The organism is Hymenobacter aerophilus DSM 13606, from assembly GCF_000382225.1.
Taxonomy (GTDB): Bacteria; Bacteroidota; Bacteroidia; order Cytophagales; family Hymenobacteraceae; genus Hymenobacter; species Hymenobacter aerophilus.
This window is the reverse complement of the sequence record NZ_KB907810.1, coordinates 12582-28335: the sequence shown is the minus strand read 5'-3', so window position 1 is coordinate 28335 and position 15754 is coordinate 12582. Positions and strand designations below refer to the sequence as shown.

The 15754-nt window shown below is 62.1% G+C and carries 17 protein-coding genes; 13 read left to right on the top strand and 4 right to left on the bottom strand.

The genetic code is table 11. The annotated features are described in order from the left end of the window. Positions 1-99 precede the first annotated feature (99 nt). Both H145_RS0109740 and H145_RS0109735 read left to right on the top strand, forming a co-directional pair. Positions 100-750 carry a hypothetical protein gene (locus H145_RS0109740; RefSeq protein WP_019947962.1) on the top strand — a complete coding sequence of 217 codons (651 nt, stop codon included), beginning with the start codon at positions 100-102 and terminating at the stop codon, positions 748-750. Positions 751-897: 147 nt separating this feature from the next. Then, on the top strand, positions 898-1404 hold the full coding sequence (locus H145_RS0109735) for a CinA family protein (protein ID WP_019947961.1): 507 nt from the start codon (positions 898-900) through the stop codon (positions 1402-1404). A gap of 205 nt (positions 1405-1609) precedes the next feature. Here H145_RS0109735 and H145_RS0109730 read toward each other — a convergent pair whose 3' ends face one another. After that, on the bottom strand, positions 1610-2644 hold the full coding sequence (locus tag H145_RS0109730; protein ID WP_019947960.1) for a hypothetical protein: 1035 nt from the start codon (positions 2642-2644) through the stop codon (positions 1610-1612). Between the two features lie 178 nt (positions 2645-2822). Here H145_RS0109730 and H145_RS0109725 point away from each other — a divergent pair, with 178 nt between their 5' ends. Both H145_RS0109725 and H145_RS0109720 read left to right on the top strand, forming a co-directional pair. After that, positions 2823-4088, top strand: a complete 1266-nt coding sequence (locus tag H145_RS0109725; protein WP_019947959.1) for a phospholipase C/P1 nuclease family protein — start codon at positions 2823-2825, stop codon at positions 4086-4088. Positions 4089-4198: 110 nt separating this feature from the next. Further along, positions 4199-4954: a peptidylprolyl isomerase gene (locus tag H145_RS0109720; protein WP_019947958.1), complete on the top strand. Its 756-nt coding sequence runs from the start codon at positions 4199-4201 to the stop codon at positions 4952-4954. Between the two features lie 207 nt (positions 4955-5161). Here H145_RS0109720 and H145_RS0109715 read toward each other — a convergent pair whose 3' ends face one another. After that, positions 5162-5641 (bottom strand): hypothetical protein, encoded by a 480-nt coding sequence (locus tag H145_RS0109715; protein ID WP_157541419.1) that lies wholly within the window; start codon positions 5639-5641, stop codon positions 5162-5164. A gap of 215 nt (positions 5642-5856) precedes the next feature. After that, the gene (locus H145_RS0109710) at positions 5857-7953 is read right to left on the bottom strand and encodes a M13 family metallopeptidase (protein WP_033426091.1); all 2097 of its coding nucleotides are present in this window, start codon (positions 7951-7953) and stop codon (positions 5857-5859) included. A 357-nt stretch (positions 7954-8310) separates the two neighbouring features. Between H145_RS0109710 and xseA the strand changes: the two genes are divergently transcribed. The 8 genes from xseA to H145_RS20735 all read left to right on the top strand — a co-directional run bounded on the left by xseA (position 8311) and on the right by H145_RS20735 (position 13826). Continuing rightward, complete coding sequence (gene xseA, locus H145_RS20755) at positions 8311-9831, top strand: exodeoxyribonuclease VII large subunit (RefSeq protein ID WP_019947955.1); 1521 nt, start codon at positions 8311-8313, stop codon at positions 9829-9831. A gap of 89 nt (positions 9832-9920) precedes the next feature. Beyond that, on the top strand, positions 9921-10151 hold the full coding sequence (xseB, locus tag H145_RS0109700; RefSeq protein ID WP_019947954.1) for an exodeoxyribonuclease VII small subunit: 231 nt from the start codon (positions 9921-9923) through the stop codon (positions 10149-10151). Positions 10152-10247: 96 nt separating this feature from the next. Then, positions 10248-10598, top strand: coding sequence for a hypothetical protein (locus tag H145_RS22740; RefSeq protein ID WP_019947953.1), 351 nt, complete (start codon positions 10248-10250; stop codon positions 10596-10598). 17 nt (positions 10599-10615) lie between these two features. After that, the gene (locus H145_RS0109690; protein WP_019947952.1) at positions 10616-11293 is read left to right on the top strand and encodes a hypothetical protein; all 678 of its coding nucleotides are present in this window, start codon (positions 10616-10618) and stop codon (positions 11291-11293) included. A gap of 40 nt (positions 11294-11333) precedes the next feature. Continuing rightward, positions 11334-11744: a hypothetical protein gene (locus H145_RS0109685; protein ID WP_019947951.1), complete on the top strand. Its 411-nt coding sequence runs from the start codon at positions 11334-11336 to the stop codon at positions 11742-11744. Between the two features lie 9 nt (positions 11745-11753). Beyond that, positions 11754-12539 carry a hypothetical protein gene (locus tag H145_RS24125; protein WP_157541417.1) on the top strand — a complete coding sequence of 262 codons (786 nt, stop codon included), beginning with the start codon at positions 11754-11756 and terminating at the stop codon, positions 12537-12539. Between the two features lie 55 nt (positions 12540-12594). Then, a complete protein-coding gene (locus H145_RS20740) occupies positions 12595-13407 on the top strand; it encodes a sensor histidine kinase (RefSeq protein WP_019947949.1) in 813 nt (270 codons plus the stop codon). Continuing rightward, on the top strand, positions 13404-13826 hold the full coding sequence (locus tag H145_RS20735) for a response regulator (protein WP_019947948.1): 423 nt from the start codon (positions 13404-13406) through the stop codon (positions 13824-13826). The genes H145_RS20740 and H145_RS20735 overlap by 4 nt, the downstream gene beginning before the upstream one ends. 128 nt (positions 13827-13954) lie before the next feature. Here H145_RS20735 and H145_RS0109665 read toward each other — a convergent pair whose 3' ends face one another. Continuing rightward, positions 13955-14308 carry an MGMT family protein gene (locus tag H145_RS0109665; RefSeq protein ID WP_019947947.1) on the bottom strand — a complete coding sequence of 118 codons (354 nt, stop codon included), beginning with the start codon at positions 14306-14308 and terminating at the stop codon, positions 13955-13957. Positions 14309-14573: 265 nt separating this feature from the next. On the opposite strand from H145_RS0109665, the gene H145_RS0109660 reads away from it, so the two are divergent. Then, positions 14574-15725, top strand: coding sequence for an efflux RND transporter periplasmic adaptor subunit (locus H145_RS0109660; protein ID WP_019947946.1), 1152 nt, complete (start codon positions 14574-14576; stop codon positions 15723-15725). Positions 15726-15754 lie beyond the last annotated feature (29 nt).

Here is a 15754-nt window from a genome sequence, read left to right as displayed (position 1 = left end):
CGATTGTGGATTGCGGTGCTGTAGCCACCGGCGCCCGGGGCTACCATGCTGGCCAGCAGGTTTCTGTCTTTCCTCCCGCTTTCTTACTGCTCGCTTATTATGAACCGCTACACTATAGCCGGGGCCTGTGCCTTTATGTTGGTCGCGACGGCCAGCCGCGCCCAGCAGCAACAACTGCCCCAAACGCCCCAGCCCACGCAGGGCCCCGAGTACCAGCGCCCCGCTACTTATGGGTATCCGCCGGCCGAGGCGCCGGTTTCGGACTACCGGCGCTCGGCCTTGGGCATCACGTTGGGCTGGGGCGCGCCCTACGGCTGGGGCATCGATTATGCTTATATGGTTTCGCCGCAGGTTGATGTGAATGCCGGTTTCGGGTTGGGCCTCAGCGGCGGCAAGCTGGGCATCGGTAGCCGCGTGTATCTGGCGCCCGAACGCAAGGTTTCGCCTTACTTTGGCGCCAACTTAGTGCTTTCGAGCGCCACCGACAACACGCTTTCGGTGGATAACGACTACGTTGAGTACCGGACCCGCGCCAACGCGCTGCTGCACCTGCGCTCGGGCCTGCGCTGGCAGCCGGGCCGCGTGGGTTTGCTCGGCACGCTGGGCTACGGCCTGCGGTTGGGCGGCGACCCCATCGAGTACAGCCCCCTCACGCCCAGCCCGGCGCAGCTTACCCGCGACGTGGTCCAGGCAATAGGCCCCGGCGGACTGGAAGTTTCGCTGGGCCTAAGTATCGGGCTGGGGCGCTGAAACGCCTGTTGCAGGCTCAACGACTACGCCAAGCTCGACCTAACCCTGGCCCCGGCTGGTTGCGTACTACAAGCGAGAAACCCGACGACCTGCCCGGCCGCCGGGTTTTTCGATTGTAGCTTTTACTGTTGAGCTATCTGTATTTCCATGAAAAAAGACCTGCCGAGCCAACTCATCAAGCTTTTCATTCAACACAAGCTCACGCTGGCGCTGGCCGAGAGCTGCACCTGCGGGCTGGCCGCCGCCCAGCTGGCCCCGGCCGAGGGCGTAAGCGAGGTGCTGCTCGGCTCGGTGGTAACGTACCACGCCGAGGCCAAGCAGCAGCTGCTGGGCGTGAAAAAAGCCACCCTCGCCACCTACTCGGCCGAAAGCCAGCAGACCACCAACGAAATGGCGCTGGGCCTGCACCGCCAGCTGCCCGCCGCCGACGTGTGCGTGGCCGTTACCGGCCTGTGCGGCCCCGGCCAGTCGGAAACGCCCGATAAGCCGGCAGGCACGGTGTTCGTGACGGTGCTGTTTGAGGGCCGCGCCCACGAGTACCGCCAGCAGTTCAACGGCACGGCCGACGCCATTCGCCAGCGGGCCACCGAGTTCATCTACGAAAAGCTCCTGGAGCTGCTCGAACGCCATCAGCAAGCCGCTGCCGGAGTTTAGTTGTTGGTTGTCAGTAGCTGGTTTTCAAGAGCGAGCAGAAGGAACTGTCATTCAGAGCGGAGCGAAGAATCTCGCGTGCCACAGTAATTCCTGACGATAGGGTTACCATTGCACGCGAAATTCTTCGCTCCGCTCAGATTGACAGTTTTTTTCCTCTTGTTTCTACCCGCCCTTTACAACTGGCAACTGACAGCCAACCACTAAATCAGCCCTTTTTGGGCGGTAGCAGCGTCAGTTTCAGATTCAGGCGCACGACGTCGCCCATGCCGCGGCAGCGGTTGAACAGCTGGGTGCCGTGGTGGCGGTTGAGCTCCTGTTTGAGCTGGCTGACTTTTTCGGGCGTTGAGACGGTGTCGCGGCGCAGGCAGTCGATGAGGTCTTTGAGGCGGTGGCGGCCCGAGCGGGCGCGGCGGGCCATCAGGGTGCGCTCCTCGGCCTGGTACTGGCGGATGTTTTCGGGCTTGAGCAGCCGGCTGCACAGCTGCACAATAGCCCGGTTGTCCTTGAAAAACTGCGGCAGGTACATGTTCTTCTTGCCCTCGTAGCACTGCTGGTCGAAGTCGATGGCCCGCACCCGGTACTGCTCGTCCTCGAAATCGAGCGTAACATCGATAATGTAGTTGTAGGCCCGCATATCGCCCAGCAGCCGGGCAAAGCACCGCTCGTTGAACTTGACGAACTCTTTGGCCATCCGCACCTGGTTGAGGTGGGGCCGCGACAGGTGCCGGCGGATGAAGTCGTCGCCGGGGATGCCGGCAATGTGCTCCTCGATGAGCGTATTGCCGTTGAGCAGGTAGGTGATGTTGTTGGGCGAGAGGATGTGCTCCAGCTCCAGGCCGTACACCCGCGAGGCATCGGCCTTTTTCACGTAGAAATAGTCGTAGTTGTCGTTGAGCTGGTTGACGATGCGCACCCGGAACGGCTGGCTGTTGCCGAAGCGGCAGTAGTCGATGCGGTCGGCCAGCAGGTGCTGGGTGTAGCTCAGGTCGCCGGCGGTTTTAAGCAGGGCGTACACTTCGGTCAGGCCCTGGCTGAGCTCGCGCAGGGCGTTGGGCTCGTAGTACACGGTTTCCCAGAGCGAGTCGTTGCCCTGGCGGTCGAGCAGCGGATAGGCGCCGGTGAAGCGCGCTAGGTCGGCGTAGGTAACCGGCAGCGTCGTTTCGCGGTCGTACTCCACCAGGTAGTCGCGCAGCCGCCCGATGATGGGATAGGTGATTTTCTTTTTGGAAATAAGGGTCACGGCAGAAAAGCAGGAGAACAGAACGGCGCCGCCCCGGCCCGGCGCAGCGGCCCCGGCCGGCGGCCAATGGTACTACTACGCCAGCCAGCCCCGGCAGGGCTGAAAATACGGTTTTCTGCTCCCAACTGACGGCCGAATTGTATCTTCGTTGTCGTCAGGCTTTTGGTCGGCATCTGCTATGAAAAAACTCCTACTTACCCTGTTTATCGTGCTGCTGTGCTCCAACTTGGCGCCGGCCTGGGGCACGTTTGCCCACCGCACCGTTACGCAGCTGGCCGTGTACGCGCTGCCGGCCAACCTGCGCGCCTACTACTTCCGCCACATGCCGGCGCTGGTAAACGGCAGCGCCGGCGGCAACGAGGCCCGCGAGCGGGATATTGCCGAGTCGCCGCGCCACTTTATTTCCATGGACCACTACGGCACTGACCCGTTCGGCATCATGCCCAAAGAGTGGGAGAAAGCCGCCGCCAAGTACACGGCCGACACGCTGCGCAAGTACGGCACGCTGCCCTGGGCCGTTATCGACACCAAAAACAAGCTCACCACCGCCTTCCGCGACGCCGACACCACGGCCATCCTCACGCTGTCGGCCGAGCTGAGCCATCTGGTGGCCGATGCCTACGTGCCGCTGCGCACCACCGAAAACTACGACGGCCAGCTCAGCAAGCAGGAAGGTTTGCTGGCGCTCTGGGAAAGCAAGCTGCCCGAGCAGTTTATCGGCAAGTACAAGCTCAAAAACGAGCCCGCCCGCCCGCTGAAGGACCCGCTGGCCGACATCTGGCAGGTGGTGCAGGAGTCGTATGGCTTTTTGGGGGCGACGTTTGACTACGAGGAAAAAACGACCCGCAAATTCACGCCCCAGACCAAATACGTGTTCAGCCATAAGTACGGCGAAACCCGCCGCGCCTACTCCGACGCCTTCGCCGAGGCCTACCACGCCGACCAGATAGGCGGCATGATTGCCTTTCGGCTGAAGCTGGCGCCCACACTGGTGGCCTCCATGTGGCTGACGGCCTGGAAAGATGCCGGCTCGCCCGACCTCAACAAGCTGCTTAAGCGCCCGGTATCGAAGGAGGAGAAGGAACAGCTCGACACCCAGCTCAGCGCCTGGAAAGACAACGTGCTCGTCGACCAGAAAAGCCTGCTGGCCCTGGAGCCCATGAAGGCCGAAGTCCGCCCCGACCTCATCAACGCCGCCCGCGACATGCCCACGCTTTCGCCCGATATGGAAGCCAAAGCCCCGGCCGCGGCTCCCGCCCCCACCGCGCCGGCTACGGCGGCTGCTCCTGCCACCACGAAAGTAAAAACCAAGGTAAAACCGGCCGACGGGCCCGTGGTGAAGGAAAAGGCTAAGCCGGCAGCCAAGCCCGCCGCCAAACCCAAGCCCAAAGCTAAGGCTAAGGCCGACGACGGCTGGGGCTCACCCGCCGGCTCGGGCTGGTAAACCCCACCGGCCGGGCCGAAACTGGTTTCGCGCTACCTTTAAGGGCGGCTGCGCCTGCGGGCGGGCCGCCCTTTTCGCGGCCCGTGGGCCGGTTATTTCTTACTGCCGCCATGACGACCTGTTTCCGCTCCTTCCTGCTCCCGCTGCTGGCCACGGTGCCGCTGCTGCTGGCCGCCTGCAGCCAAAACCCACCCGAAACGGGCGCTGCGGCCGCCCCGCCCCCACCACCCGAAGTGCCCGGCCCCGACCTGATGGCGCTGGCCGACTCCAACGCCGCCCGCCTGCTGCTGGCCTACGGCCGCGAGCATCCCGGCCACGAGGTGCTGCTGCAAACCCGCCTGGGCAACATGCGCATCCGCCTCTACGACGACACGCCCATCCATACGGCCAATTTCCTGCTGCTCAGCCGTAAGGGTGTGTTCGATGAGTCGGTGTTCAACCGCGTGGTGCAGGGCTTTGCCATTCAGGGCGGCGGCTCGGAGCGGCGCACCATTGCCATGCGCAGCTACCGGCTGCCGCCCGAAATCCGGCCCCAGCACTTCCACAAGCGTGGCGCCCTGGCCATGGCCCGCTACGATGGCGAGGTGAACCCCGGCAAGCTGTCCTCCAACAACGACTTCTACATCGTGCAGGGCGAGAAAATGCCGGCCGCCCAGGCGCGGGCCAGCGCCGCCCGCCCCCTCACGCCCGAGCAGGTAAAAACCTACGAAACCCAGGGCGGCACGCCTGGCCTCGATGGCCAGTACACCGTGTTCGGCGAAGTAGTCGAAGGCCTCGACGTCATCGACAAAATTGCCAACGAGCCCGTAGGCATGGACAAATGGCCCGTGGAAGATGTGAGCATCAAAGTGAAAGTGCTGAAGTGAGAAGTGAGAAGTGAGAAGTGAGAAGTGAGAACAGGAACGTCATTGCGAGCAACGCGAAGCAATCCGTGGGAGTACCGTACCAAGCCCTGCTAAGCAGAAAGCCCCTGACGTCCGTGCTGGCGTCGGGGGCTTTCTGCTTGACAACCCTTGTCATTTTGCACAAGCGGATTTCTTCGCGTTGCTCGCAATGACATTCGTTTTCTCGCTTCACTTCTCTCGCCGAACTGCTACCAGCCGGGTGTGCTGCACGTCGCCGGGCTGTTCCTGGAGCAGTTCCAGGGCTTCGGCGCGGGTGTAGGTCAGGGCTTTGTTGGTGAAGAAGCCGGCGGCGCTGACGTCGGCGGCCGGATCGGCCGACTCCTGGCGGGCGGGCAGCAGGTCCACCGACTGGGCATCGGCCCGGCTGACGCGGTAGAAGAAGTACCGCTCGCGCAGGCCACCGCCCGGCTGGTAGGCTACTACGTACACGTCGCCCGGCCTAGGGCGCTCAATCCGGCGCACCAGGGCCGTATCGGGCGGTGCGGGCAAGGCGGCAGAGTTGGGCGTAGCGGTAGGCGCGACCGGGGCGGCAGACTCGGGCGGTGCGGCGCGGGCCGGGGCCGAAGCGGGCAGCGGCGCAGGTTTTTGCTGGCAGCCGGCAGCCAGCAACAGCAGGCCCAGCCCGGCAGTACGAAGAGAAGCGAACATGCCGCAGTTTACGGCAAAAACCGGCAGCAGGTGCGTACCCGGCCCCGGCAGCGGCCACACCCGACCAGACCAGATCCGCCAACGCTCAAACGTATTCAAAAAAGGCACAAAAAAGCGGCCCGCACAATCGTGCGAGCCGCTTTTCCAAGTCAGGCTTTCCGAAGCGGAAAGCTAACGGCTAGCAGCCAATGGCTAATAGCTCAGCCAAAAGACACCTACCAAATCTTGGCACGGTCGGCCTCGGCACGCATCATTTTCGCGTTTTCCTGGCAGCCGAAGGCTTCGTAGAATTCGGGCATGTTCATCAGCGGACCCACCGTGCGGTACTGGGCCGGCGAGTGCGGGTCGGTCATCACCTGCTGGCGCAGGTACTCGGGGCGGGCGTTGGTGCGCCACACCTGGGCCCAGGCCAGGAAGAAGCGCTGCTCGGGCGTGAAGCCGTCGTACTTGGGCACGTCCTTACCGGCATTGGCTTTCTGCAGAGCCGAGTAAGCCAGGGCCAGCCCGCCGAAGTCGGCCAGGTTTTCACCCATCGTCAGCTTGCCGTTCACGTACACCGAATCCAGCGGCGAGAAGGCCGAATACTGCTTGTCCACCATATCGGCGCGCTGCTGGAACTTGGCGGCGTCCTCCTTGGTCCACCAGTCGCGCAGGTTACCCTCGGCGTCGTACTGGCGGCCCTGATCATCGAAACCGTGGGTGATTTCGTGGCCGATAACGGCGCCCATCCCGCCGTAGTTCACGGCGTCATCGGCGTTGGGGTCGAAGAACGGGGGCTGCATGATGCCGGCCGGGAACACGATTTCGTTCATGCTCGGGTTGTAGTAGGCATTCACCGTGGGCGGGGTCATGCCCCACTCCTGCCGGTCAATCGGCTTGCCGAACTTGCTGACGTTATCGTTGTAGCTCCACTCGCGGGCCGCCAGCACGTTTTTCAGGTACGAGTCGCGCGAGATGTTGAGGGCTGAATAGTCCTTCCACTTGTCGGGGTAGCCGATTTTTACGGTGAAGGCGGCCAGCTTCTTCAGGGCCTCGGTTTTGGTGGCCGCGCTCATCCAGTCGAGCTTCTGAATATGCTCGCCCATGGCGGCTTTAATGTTGGCTACCATCACCAGCGCCTTGGCCTTGGTGTCGGGCGTGAAAGCCTTCTCCACGTACACCTGCCCGAAGGCCTCGCCCAGCGCGCCGTCGGTCGAGCGCAACATGCGCTTCCAGCGGGGCTGCTGCTGCTTGGCACCGGTCAGCACCTGCGAGAAACGGAACTGCTCGTCGCCGAACGACTTGGGCAGCGCCGAGGCCAGCGACGACACGAGGTGCCAGCGCATATAGGTCTTCAAATCGCCCACCGACGACTGCTTCATCACGTTGCTCAGCTCCTGGAAGAACTCGGGCTGGCCCACAATTACCTGCTGAGCCGCGCCCAGGCCCAGGGTTTTCATGGTGGCGGGCAGCGCCAGGTTGGGGAAGCGCTTGTTGGCTTCGGCCAGGCTCATTTTGTTGTAGTTGGCCTGCGGGTCGCGCAGGGCTACGCGGCTTTTGGAAGCCTTGGCCAGCTTGGTTTCGAGGGCCAGTACGGCGGCGGCATTCTTGGCGGCCGTGCCTTCCGAGTCGCCCAACAGCTTAAAGGTGTTGGTCAGGTAGGTGGTGTAAGCCGCCCGGATGCCCTTCGAGCGGGCATCGTCCTTGAGGTAGTAGTCGCGGTCGGGCAGACTCAGGCCGCCCTGGTAGAGGTTCACGGCGTACTCGTCGCTCTTCTTCTCATCCTGGCCCACGTAGCCCCCGTAGAAGGCGCCAGTCTGCAGCTTCATTTCGTGGGGCAGCACGGCCTGCACGTCCTTCAGCGTCTTTATCTTGTTGATGCGGTCCAGCTCGGGCTGCAGGTACTTGAGGCCCGCCGCGTCGATGGCGGCCGAGTCCATGGCCGAGGCGTAGTAGTCGCCGACTTTCTGGGCGTTGGAGCCGCGGGCGGCCGACGTGTTGGCCGCCGACTCGTCCAGAATCTGGCGCATCACGGCGTTGTTCTTGTCGGCCAGCTCGTTGAACGAGCCCCAGCGCACTTCGGCGGCCGGGATGGGGTTGTTCTTGAGCCAGTTACCCGAGGCGTACTCAAAGAAGTCATCGCAGGGGTCGGCCGAGCGGTTGATGTTGGCCACGTTCAGGCCGGTGCCTTTCGGGGCGGGGGCCGCCATGGGGGGCATTTCGGCGGCGGGAGTGGTGGTGGTAGAAGCAACCGGCTGGGTGCTGGCGCAGCTGCCCAGGGCCAGGCTGGCAGCCGCCAGGGCCGCCAGAGACAAAGGCTTATTTTTTCGCATAAAACAGAAAGAAATGAAAAATTGTCAGGAGTAAATCTAATAAAAAGCCGGGAATTGGGGGTGATGAGGTGAGGAAGTAATGCGGTAATAAGGTGATGGGGTAACGGAGGTGGTGAGAGGTGATGGGGTGATGAGGTAGTGAGGAACTGTCATCCTGAGCGCAGCGAAGGACCTTCTCACGGTAGCACCGTCGCCACAACGATTTGTGCTGCCATAAGAAGGTCCTTCGCTGCGCTCAGGATGACAGTTCCTCATCACCCCATCACCCCATCACCCCATCACCTCATCACCTCCATCACCTCCTCACCCCATTACCTCATTACCCCATCTCCGCGCCCTGCGTAACTTGCGTTTCTGATGCCGCTTTACAACCGCCGGCCCGACCCGGGCCTCTCCCCTGCCGCCCGAACCGGCCCCGCGCTGCCGCCCGCCGCTTTGCCGCTGGCCGAGCTGCTGGCCCGGGTGCGCCAGACGCTGAGCGAGCGGTTTGCCGACTCCTACTGGGTGGTGGCCGAAATTTCGGACCTCACGCTGCCCCGCACCGTGGGTGCGCACTGCTACCTCACCCTCACCGACCAGCACACCACCGCCCGCGGGGCCACGCTTAAGGCCCAGGCCCGGGCTACCATCTGGAGCCAGCGCTACCAGCAGCTGGCGGCGGCTTTCGAGGAGCAAACCGGCCTGACGCTGCGGCCAGGCCTCAAAATCATGCTGCGGGTGCAGGTCAAGTTCCACGAGCAGTTCGGCCTGAGCCTCGACGTGCTGGCCCTCGACCCCACCTACACCGTGGGCGACCTGGCCCGGCTGCGGCTCGAAACGCTACGCAAGCTCGAAGCCGAGGGCCTGCTGGCGCGGCAGAAGCGTCTGGCGCTGCCTATCGGGGTGCAGCGGGTAGCCGTGGTATCATCGGCCACGGCGGCGGGCTGGCAGGATTTCGTGCAGCAGCTCCAGGAGGCGCCCTACGATTTTGCCCTGACGCTGTTTCCGGCCACCATGCAGGGCGAAGGCGCGCCGGCTAGTATCCGCGCCGCCCTCGACGCCATCCGCAGCCGGCGGGGGCAGTTCGAGGCCGTGGTGATTATCCGGGGCGGGGGCTCGAAGGCCGATTTGCTGGCCTTTGATGATTTTGGGCTGGCGGCGGCCGTGGGCGCGTTTCCGCTGCCCGTGCTCACCGGCATTGGCCACGAGCGCGACGAAGCCGTGGTGGACCTGACCGCGCACCTGGCCCTGAAAACGCCCACCGCCGTTGCCGCCTACCTCATCGAGCGGCTGGCCCGCCTGGAGGCGGCGCTGGAAGGCTACGGCGGCCGCATCCGCGAGCTGGCCCAGCAGCAGGTGCGCCAAGCGGCCGAGCAGCTCAGCCGCCGGCTCCGGCAGGCTCGGCGGGCGGTGCAGGGCCAGCTGCAGGAGCAGCGCGAGGCGCTGCACCAGCGCATTCGGGCGGCGGCAACTGCGCCCCGGGCCCAGCTGCGCCAGCAGGAGCAGCAACTCGGGCGGCGGTGGCACCAGCTGCACTGGGCGGCACGCCACACCCTCGACCACCACGAACAACAGCTGCGGCTGCGCGGCCGGGCGCTGGCACAGCGGTTCCGCCGCCTGCACCGCCGCCGCCGCGAGCAGTTGTTGCGCCGCCGCTATAAGCTGCAACTGGCCGCCCAGCGCCTGCTGCACCTGCAGCAGCTGCGGCTGGCCGAGCTACAGGCGGTACCGGTGGCAACCCCTCCTACCCCACCCGAGCCGGGCACCGTGCGCCTGCTCACGCCCAAGGGCCGCCCGCTTACGGGCAAGCTGCGGCCGGGCCAAGAGCTGCTACTGCGCCTGCCCGACGCCTCGATGGTACCGGCCCGCGTGGGCGGCCAGCTGCCACTGCTACTTTAACAGGGGTATAAAGACTCCAATCGATGGCGTCTCTTCGGCTTCGCTAAAGCCCAAAAACAACTTCCTCATCTCCGCTTCCCCCTTCTGACATGCCCCCCAAGGAAAAAGAACTCACCTACCGCCAGGCCATCGAGGAACTCGAAACCATTCTGCGAGCCCTCGAAACCGATGCCGTGGACGTGGACGACCTCACGAGCCGGATGCAGCGCTCGGCTGAACTGATCCGCCTCTGCAAGCTCAAGCTGCGCTCCGCCGAACAGGCCATCGACCAGGTTTTCGAGAACCTGGAAGACGAGGACGACACCGACGACTTCGCCTAACTATACACCAGCAGAGTCGGTACTGAGCAGCTTACTAAGTCATACCGTTTCGCCTATATTTGGTGCTCCTATTGCCCCTACTCGCTTAGTGCACCCATGACGAACAACGACCTGCAGCAGGCCAGCGCCTGGACCCGCAACTACCGCAACCAGAACCCGAGCGGCATCAAAGCCCACTGCCTGCCGGCCGAAACGCTGCAAAGCCTGCTGAGCCAGAAGAACTGCGTGGGCGTACGCGCCTACTACGGCCTCGACGACGCCGGCCAGCCCCAACTGGTGCTAGTGGGCTACGATGCCGATGATCAGGATATGCTGACCGGCTCAGCGGAAGCCGCCCGCGGAGCCTTGATGCAAAAGTCTTCTCTGGACGCCGCAGCACCCCAAGTAGCTACCGATCTACCTATATGTCCGCCGTGCTGTAGCGTAGCTAATCCGCTCAACAGCTAAGTTCTAACACCGCCCGAATGCAATCCTGGGTTATCGCTCTTTGTAAGGCTGTCGACTGGCTGGCATATGGCGGGATGCTTATACCCTTCCTGCTTGCCCACCGCCGACGCAACAATCTTACAGGCGGACTCCGAATGCTCCGTTTCGTTCCCTTATTCTTGCTTGGCATGTATGGCCTGATGCATCTTGCCATTGCGCTATGGCAGTATAGCATTCCTGTCAATCATCTCAATACTGTTGGCGAAACACTGCTTTACCTCAAAGTTTATTATGATGAGTTCAAAAGCAGATCAACCAAGCTTGCCATACGCATTATTGCAGTATTTTTTATGATTTTTGCTGCAATAGATTCCTTTATCCTGGAGGGCTTTCATCAAATCAATTCCTACACCAACCTATTAGAGAGCATACTCATCATCTTCCTGGGGCTGTTATTCTTTGAGAGGGCTCTGATCAAAACTCACCGCACTCAGTTATTGAAAACCCCTATGTTCGTGGCAACCATTGGCATTATAATCTACCTTTCCGGAACAGTAACGCTTTACTTAATCAGCAACAATTCCTATTTGAGCACGAGCGAGTATAACAGCCGGATTTTATATTTAATCAGCGCCTGCTTTTTGCTACTTATGTCGCTGCTGTTTTGCCGGGCTTTCTGGCTGGTACGCCCCAATGTTGTTGTTGCCGCAACTTAATCAAGTTCTTATTTTTCTTTATAGCACTGCTTCACTTCCCATGAAAAATAACGACCCCATCCGCGACTTCAACCCCGATGCCGGCGCGCCCATCCCGCTGGCCGAAGCGGCCGACTGGACCGCCAACTACCGTACGGAGGCCCTCACGGAAGCCGAAGTAGCCGGCCGCAAGCGCATCAATGCCTACTACTTCGGCAACAAGCTGCTCGCTGAGATTCAAAGCCAGCAGGGCTGCGTGGGCCTGCGGTTTTATATGGGTCTGAAGAAGTCGAAAGACGAAAAGGGCAACAGCGGCGAATCGCAGCTGCTGGTAGTGGGGGTTGATAGGGACGGGCGCGATATTGTACCCCGCCCAGGAGCGGAGGGGGTAACTATGTACGATGATGGTATTGTGGGCGACGAATCGGGCAAGTGTCCGCCCAACTGCGACGTGCTCAGTCCGCTAGCTTAACCAAAACCCATGACCTGGCTGAGTAGCGTTGTCCCGTTGCTACGAATGGGAGAAAATATCAGCGTAATACTACTTGGCATAGTATGGGCTCGCAAGATAAAATTCAGCCCTGCTTTTCAGCCATTCGTGTATTACTTGGCGGGCGATGCTTTCTTGTATATACTGGGCGCTTTTGCCAGGAAAGTACTACACAATAATATCTTTATCTTCCATTTATCAACCTTTAGCGATGTTGTTTGGCTAAGCATTGTATTCATTCATTTGGCTTCTAATAAGGCGAAACCCTGGCTGCGAGGCAGCCTGCTAGTGTTTGTGGCCGTTGCCTTTGCCAGTGCTTTTTGGCTGGACGGCTTATTGCTGAATATAAACATAACCAGCCGGTTTTTTGGCAACATATTTCTGTGCTTTATGGCTTTGCGCCAATTATCCCAGATGTTTCATAATAATTATTTTATTCATCCATTTAAAACACCTGAATTCGTCTTCAGCATAGCCATCCTGATTTATTACTCGTGCTCGTTGCTGGTAATTGTTGGTCAGGATTTATTGCGCTACGAATGGTTTCGGAACCTGAATCCGGCACTGACCGAAGCCGAGCTTGGCCGTTTCGTGCTGCTGCCCTATCCCCTCCTGCGCGCTATTCAGTTCGGCTTGCTGCTGCACCTCATCACGCTGTTTCCGATGGGTGTAACGCCGCGCCACGCGCTGCCGCGGTGGCTGCGGTTTCGGCTGGGGTGGCGGCCGCCCACCAAAAACTGGCGCTATCGGGTACTGCCGCCGCATCTGGTCGGCTAAATCGGTATCTTGGCCCCGCTGACCCGGCCGGCCGGGCCGCTGGCCGCCCCTTTCCATGCCCGACGCGCTGCTCCCGCTTGTTCTCGTAACGCCCATTCTGCTGCTGCTGGCGCTGGGCGTGGTGGGCTTTGTGGTGCGCTACCAACGCCGCCTGATTCAGCAGCAGCAGCAGATGCAGGAGCTGCACGAAGACGGCCAGCAGCAGGCCCTGGAAGCCGCTCTGCTGGCCCAGGAAGAGGAGCGCCGCCGCATTGCCGGCGACCTGCACGACGGCGTGGGCACGACGCTGGCCATCGTCAAGCTCCACCTCAACACGCTCAACCAGCCCGCCCTCACCCACGAAGCCACGCTGCTGCTCGACCAGGCCATTGGCGAGGTGCGGCGCATTTCGCGCAACCTGCTGCCGGCGGCCCTGCAAAAGTTCGGGCTGCCCTTCGCCCTCGAAGCCCTGGCCCGCACCGTGCCGGCCGATGGGCCCACGCGGGTGAGCATCGAGCAAACCGGCACGCCCCGGCGCCTCGAAGCGCGCTACGAGCTGATTGTATACCGCATCGTGCAGGAGCTGATGGGCAACGGCCTGCGCCACGCCCACGCCAGCAACATTCGGATGCAGGTGGAGTTTGGCAACGAAGAGCTCACGCTGCGCTACACCGACGACGGCATCGGCTTCGACCCCACGCAGTCGGACCAGGTACCGCTGCCCAATGCCCGTAGTGGCCTCGGGCTCACCAATATGCGTAGCCGCGTGGGCGTGCTGCGCGGCACGCTGCAACGCCAATCGTCGCCCGGCCAGGGCACTACCGTCAATATTTTGCTACCACTGCCTTATCTTTCTTCTACCTCGCCCTCCATTTCCCCGCTGGCATGAGTACTGCTTCCATCGCTTCTATCCGCCTAGCCGTCGTCGACGACCACATTCTGTTCCGCAAGGGCCTGCGGGCCCTCATTAGCGGCTTTGCCGGTATGCAGGTACTTTTTGAGGCCGGCGACGGGCAGGAGCTGCTCGAACACCTCGACCAGGGCGAAATTCCGGATGTCATTCTGATGGATTTGCAGATGCCGGTGCTCGACGGGCTGCAGACCGTGCGGCTGTTGCGAAGCCAGTACCCGCAGGTGCGCTCCATCATTATCTCCATGCACGACGAGCCCGAGCTGATTGACTCGCTGCGGGCCGAAGGTGCCCACGGCTACCTGCTCAAAAACGCCAGCCCCGAGGAAGTGCTGGGCGCCATCCGGCAGGTAATGACCACCGCCCCGCGCCCCGCCATGCCTTTGGTGAACGAGTGAGTTGGTGAACCCATTTGTCATCCTGAGCGCAGCGAAGGACCTATACAGAAGATGACATCAAATAATACCTTCCGTATAGGTCCTTCGCTGCGCTCAGGATGACAGCGCAATCCACCCCACTCGTTCGCCTACTCTAACTCCGTGGCCGGGTCCCAGAACAGGCGCTGGAAATCCTGTACTTCATCATCGATTACAACCAGGCCCTCGGCCTCCAGGGCTTCCTGCATGGCGGTGGGCGTGGCGAAGTGCTGGCGGCCCGTGAGCTGCCCGTTACGGTTGATGACGCGGTGGGCCGGCACGTACTCGTTGGCCGTGTGCGAGGCCATCATGGCCCAGCCCACCATGCGGGCGCCGCGCCGCGCGCCCAGGTAGTGAGCAATGGCGCCGTAGGTGGTTACCCGGCCCGGTGGCACCAGCCGCACCACGTCGTGCACTTCCTGAAAGAAATTTCGGTGGGCCTCGGTGGGGTTGCGCGGAATCATGGGCAGAAACGAAAGGAAGCGCAAGATACGCGCCCTAAACCAGCTCTGCTGCCCCGGCAGCTATGTGCTTTGTAGCCCGGCATGGCCGGCAGGCCGGGCACCTTTTCTGCTGGCTTGCCTGCAACCCGGGCCTTATTCCGGTGTCTTACCTGCATTATCTATTTTTCCGGGGCCGGCAGGCTAAACCTGCGGCCGGGGCAGCGCGTTGTGGTAGGTGCGACGGGCCGCCCAGGTAAGGCGGCCCCGGTAAGCGCAGCTGCAATTCATGCAAACTCAGGAGTATATTGAAGAGCCCCGGGTGGCCCCCACCCGCTCGGGCGGCGCCGGCCGCCGTATATTGTGGCTGGTGCTGGCGCTGGCCGTTGTGGCGGGCCTGGTTTTCGCCAAAATGAAGTTCTTCCCGGCTCCCGAAGCCAAGGGCGGCGGCAAAGGCGCGGCCGGCAAAGGCAAGCAAGGCGGCGGACCGCCCAAGGCCGCCCCGGCCCTGCCCGTAGAGGTGTACGTGGTAAAGGCCACCAACCTTTCCGATGCCGTGGCCGCCACCGGCTCGGTGCTGGCCGAAGAGGCCGTCGTTATCAAGAGTGAAGTGGCCGGCAAGATTACCAGCCTCAACCTGCGCGAGGGCCAGCCCGTGCGCAAGGGCCAGGTGCTGGTCAGCATCAACGCCGCCGATATTCAGGCCGCCCTGCGCAAGCAGGAGTACAACATCCGCCTCTACCAGGACCAGGAAAAGCGCCAGCGCACGTTGCTCGATAAGGAGTACATCAGCGCCCAGGAATACGAGCAGGCCAACAACCAGCTGCTCACGGCCCGCGCCGATTTGGGCGCCCTGCGCGCTACGCTGGCCAAATCCACCATCCGGGCGCCGTTTGACGGGGTGCTGGGCCTGACCACGGCCACGGTGGGCACCTACGTGAGCCCCGGCACCGAAATCACCACGCTTTCGAAGGTGAAGCCGGTGAAGATTGAGTTTGCCGTGCCCGGCCGCTTTGCCAGCCAGGTGTCGGTGGGCGAGCCCGTCACCATCACCGACGAAGGCTCCAACCAGAAATACGAGGCCAAGGTGTACGCCCTCAACCCTCAGATTGACCCCGCCAGCCGCACCCAAACCGTGCGCGCCCGCTACGCCAACACCAAAAACGAGCTGCGCCCCGGCGCCTTCGTGAAGGTGAACCTGGAACTGGGGCAGCTGGAAGGCGCGTTGCAGGTGCCTACCGAGGCCGTGGTGCCCGAAGCCGCCGGCTACAGCGTGTACCTGGTGAAGAACGGCAAAATGGAGCCCCGCAAAATCAGCATCGGCCTGCGCTCCAACCAGCTCATCCAGGTAACCAACGGCCTGGCCGTGGGCGACACGGTGATTCGGACCGGCATTCTGCAGGTCAAGCCCGGCGACGCAGTTAAAATAATTAGTAATTGAGAATTAGCAATTAATAATTCTGTTTTCAA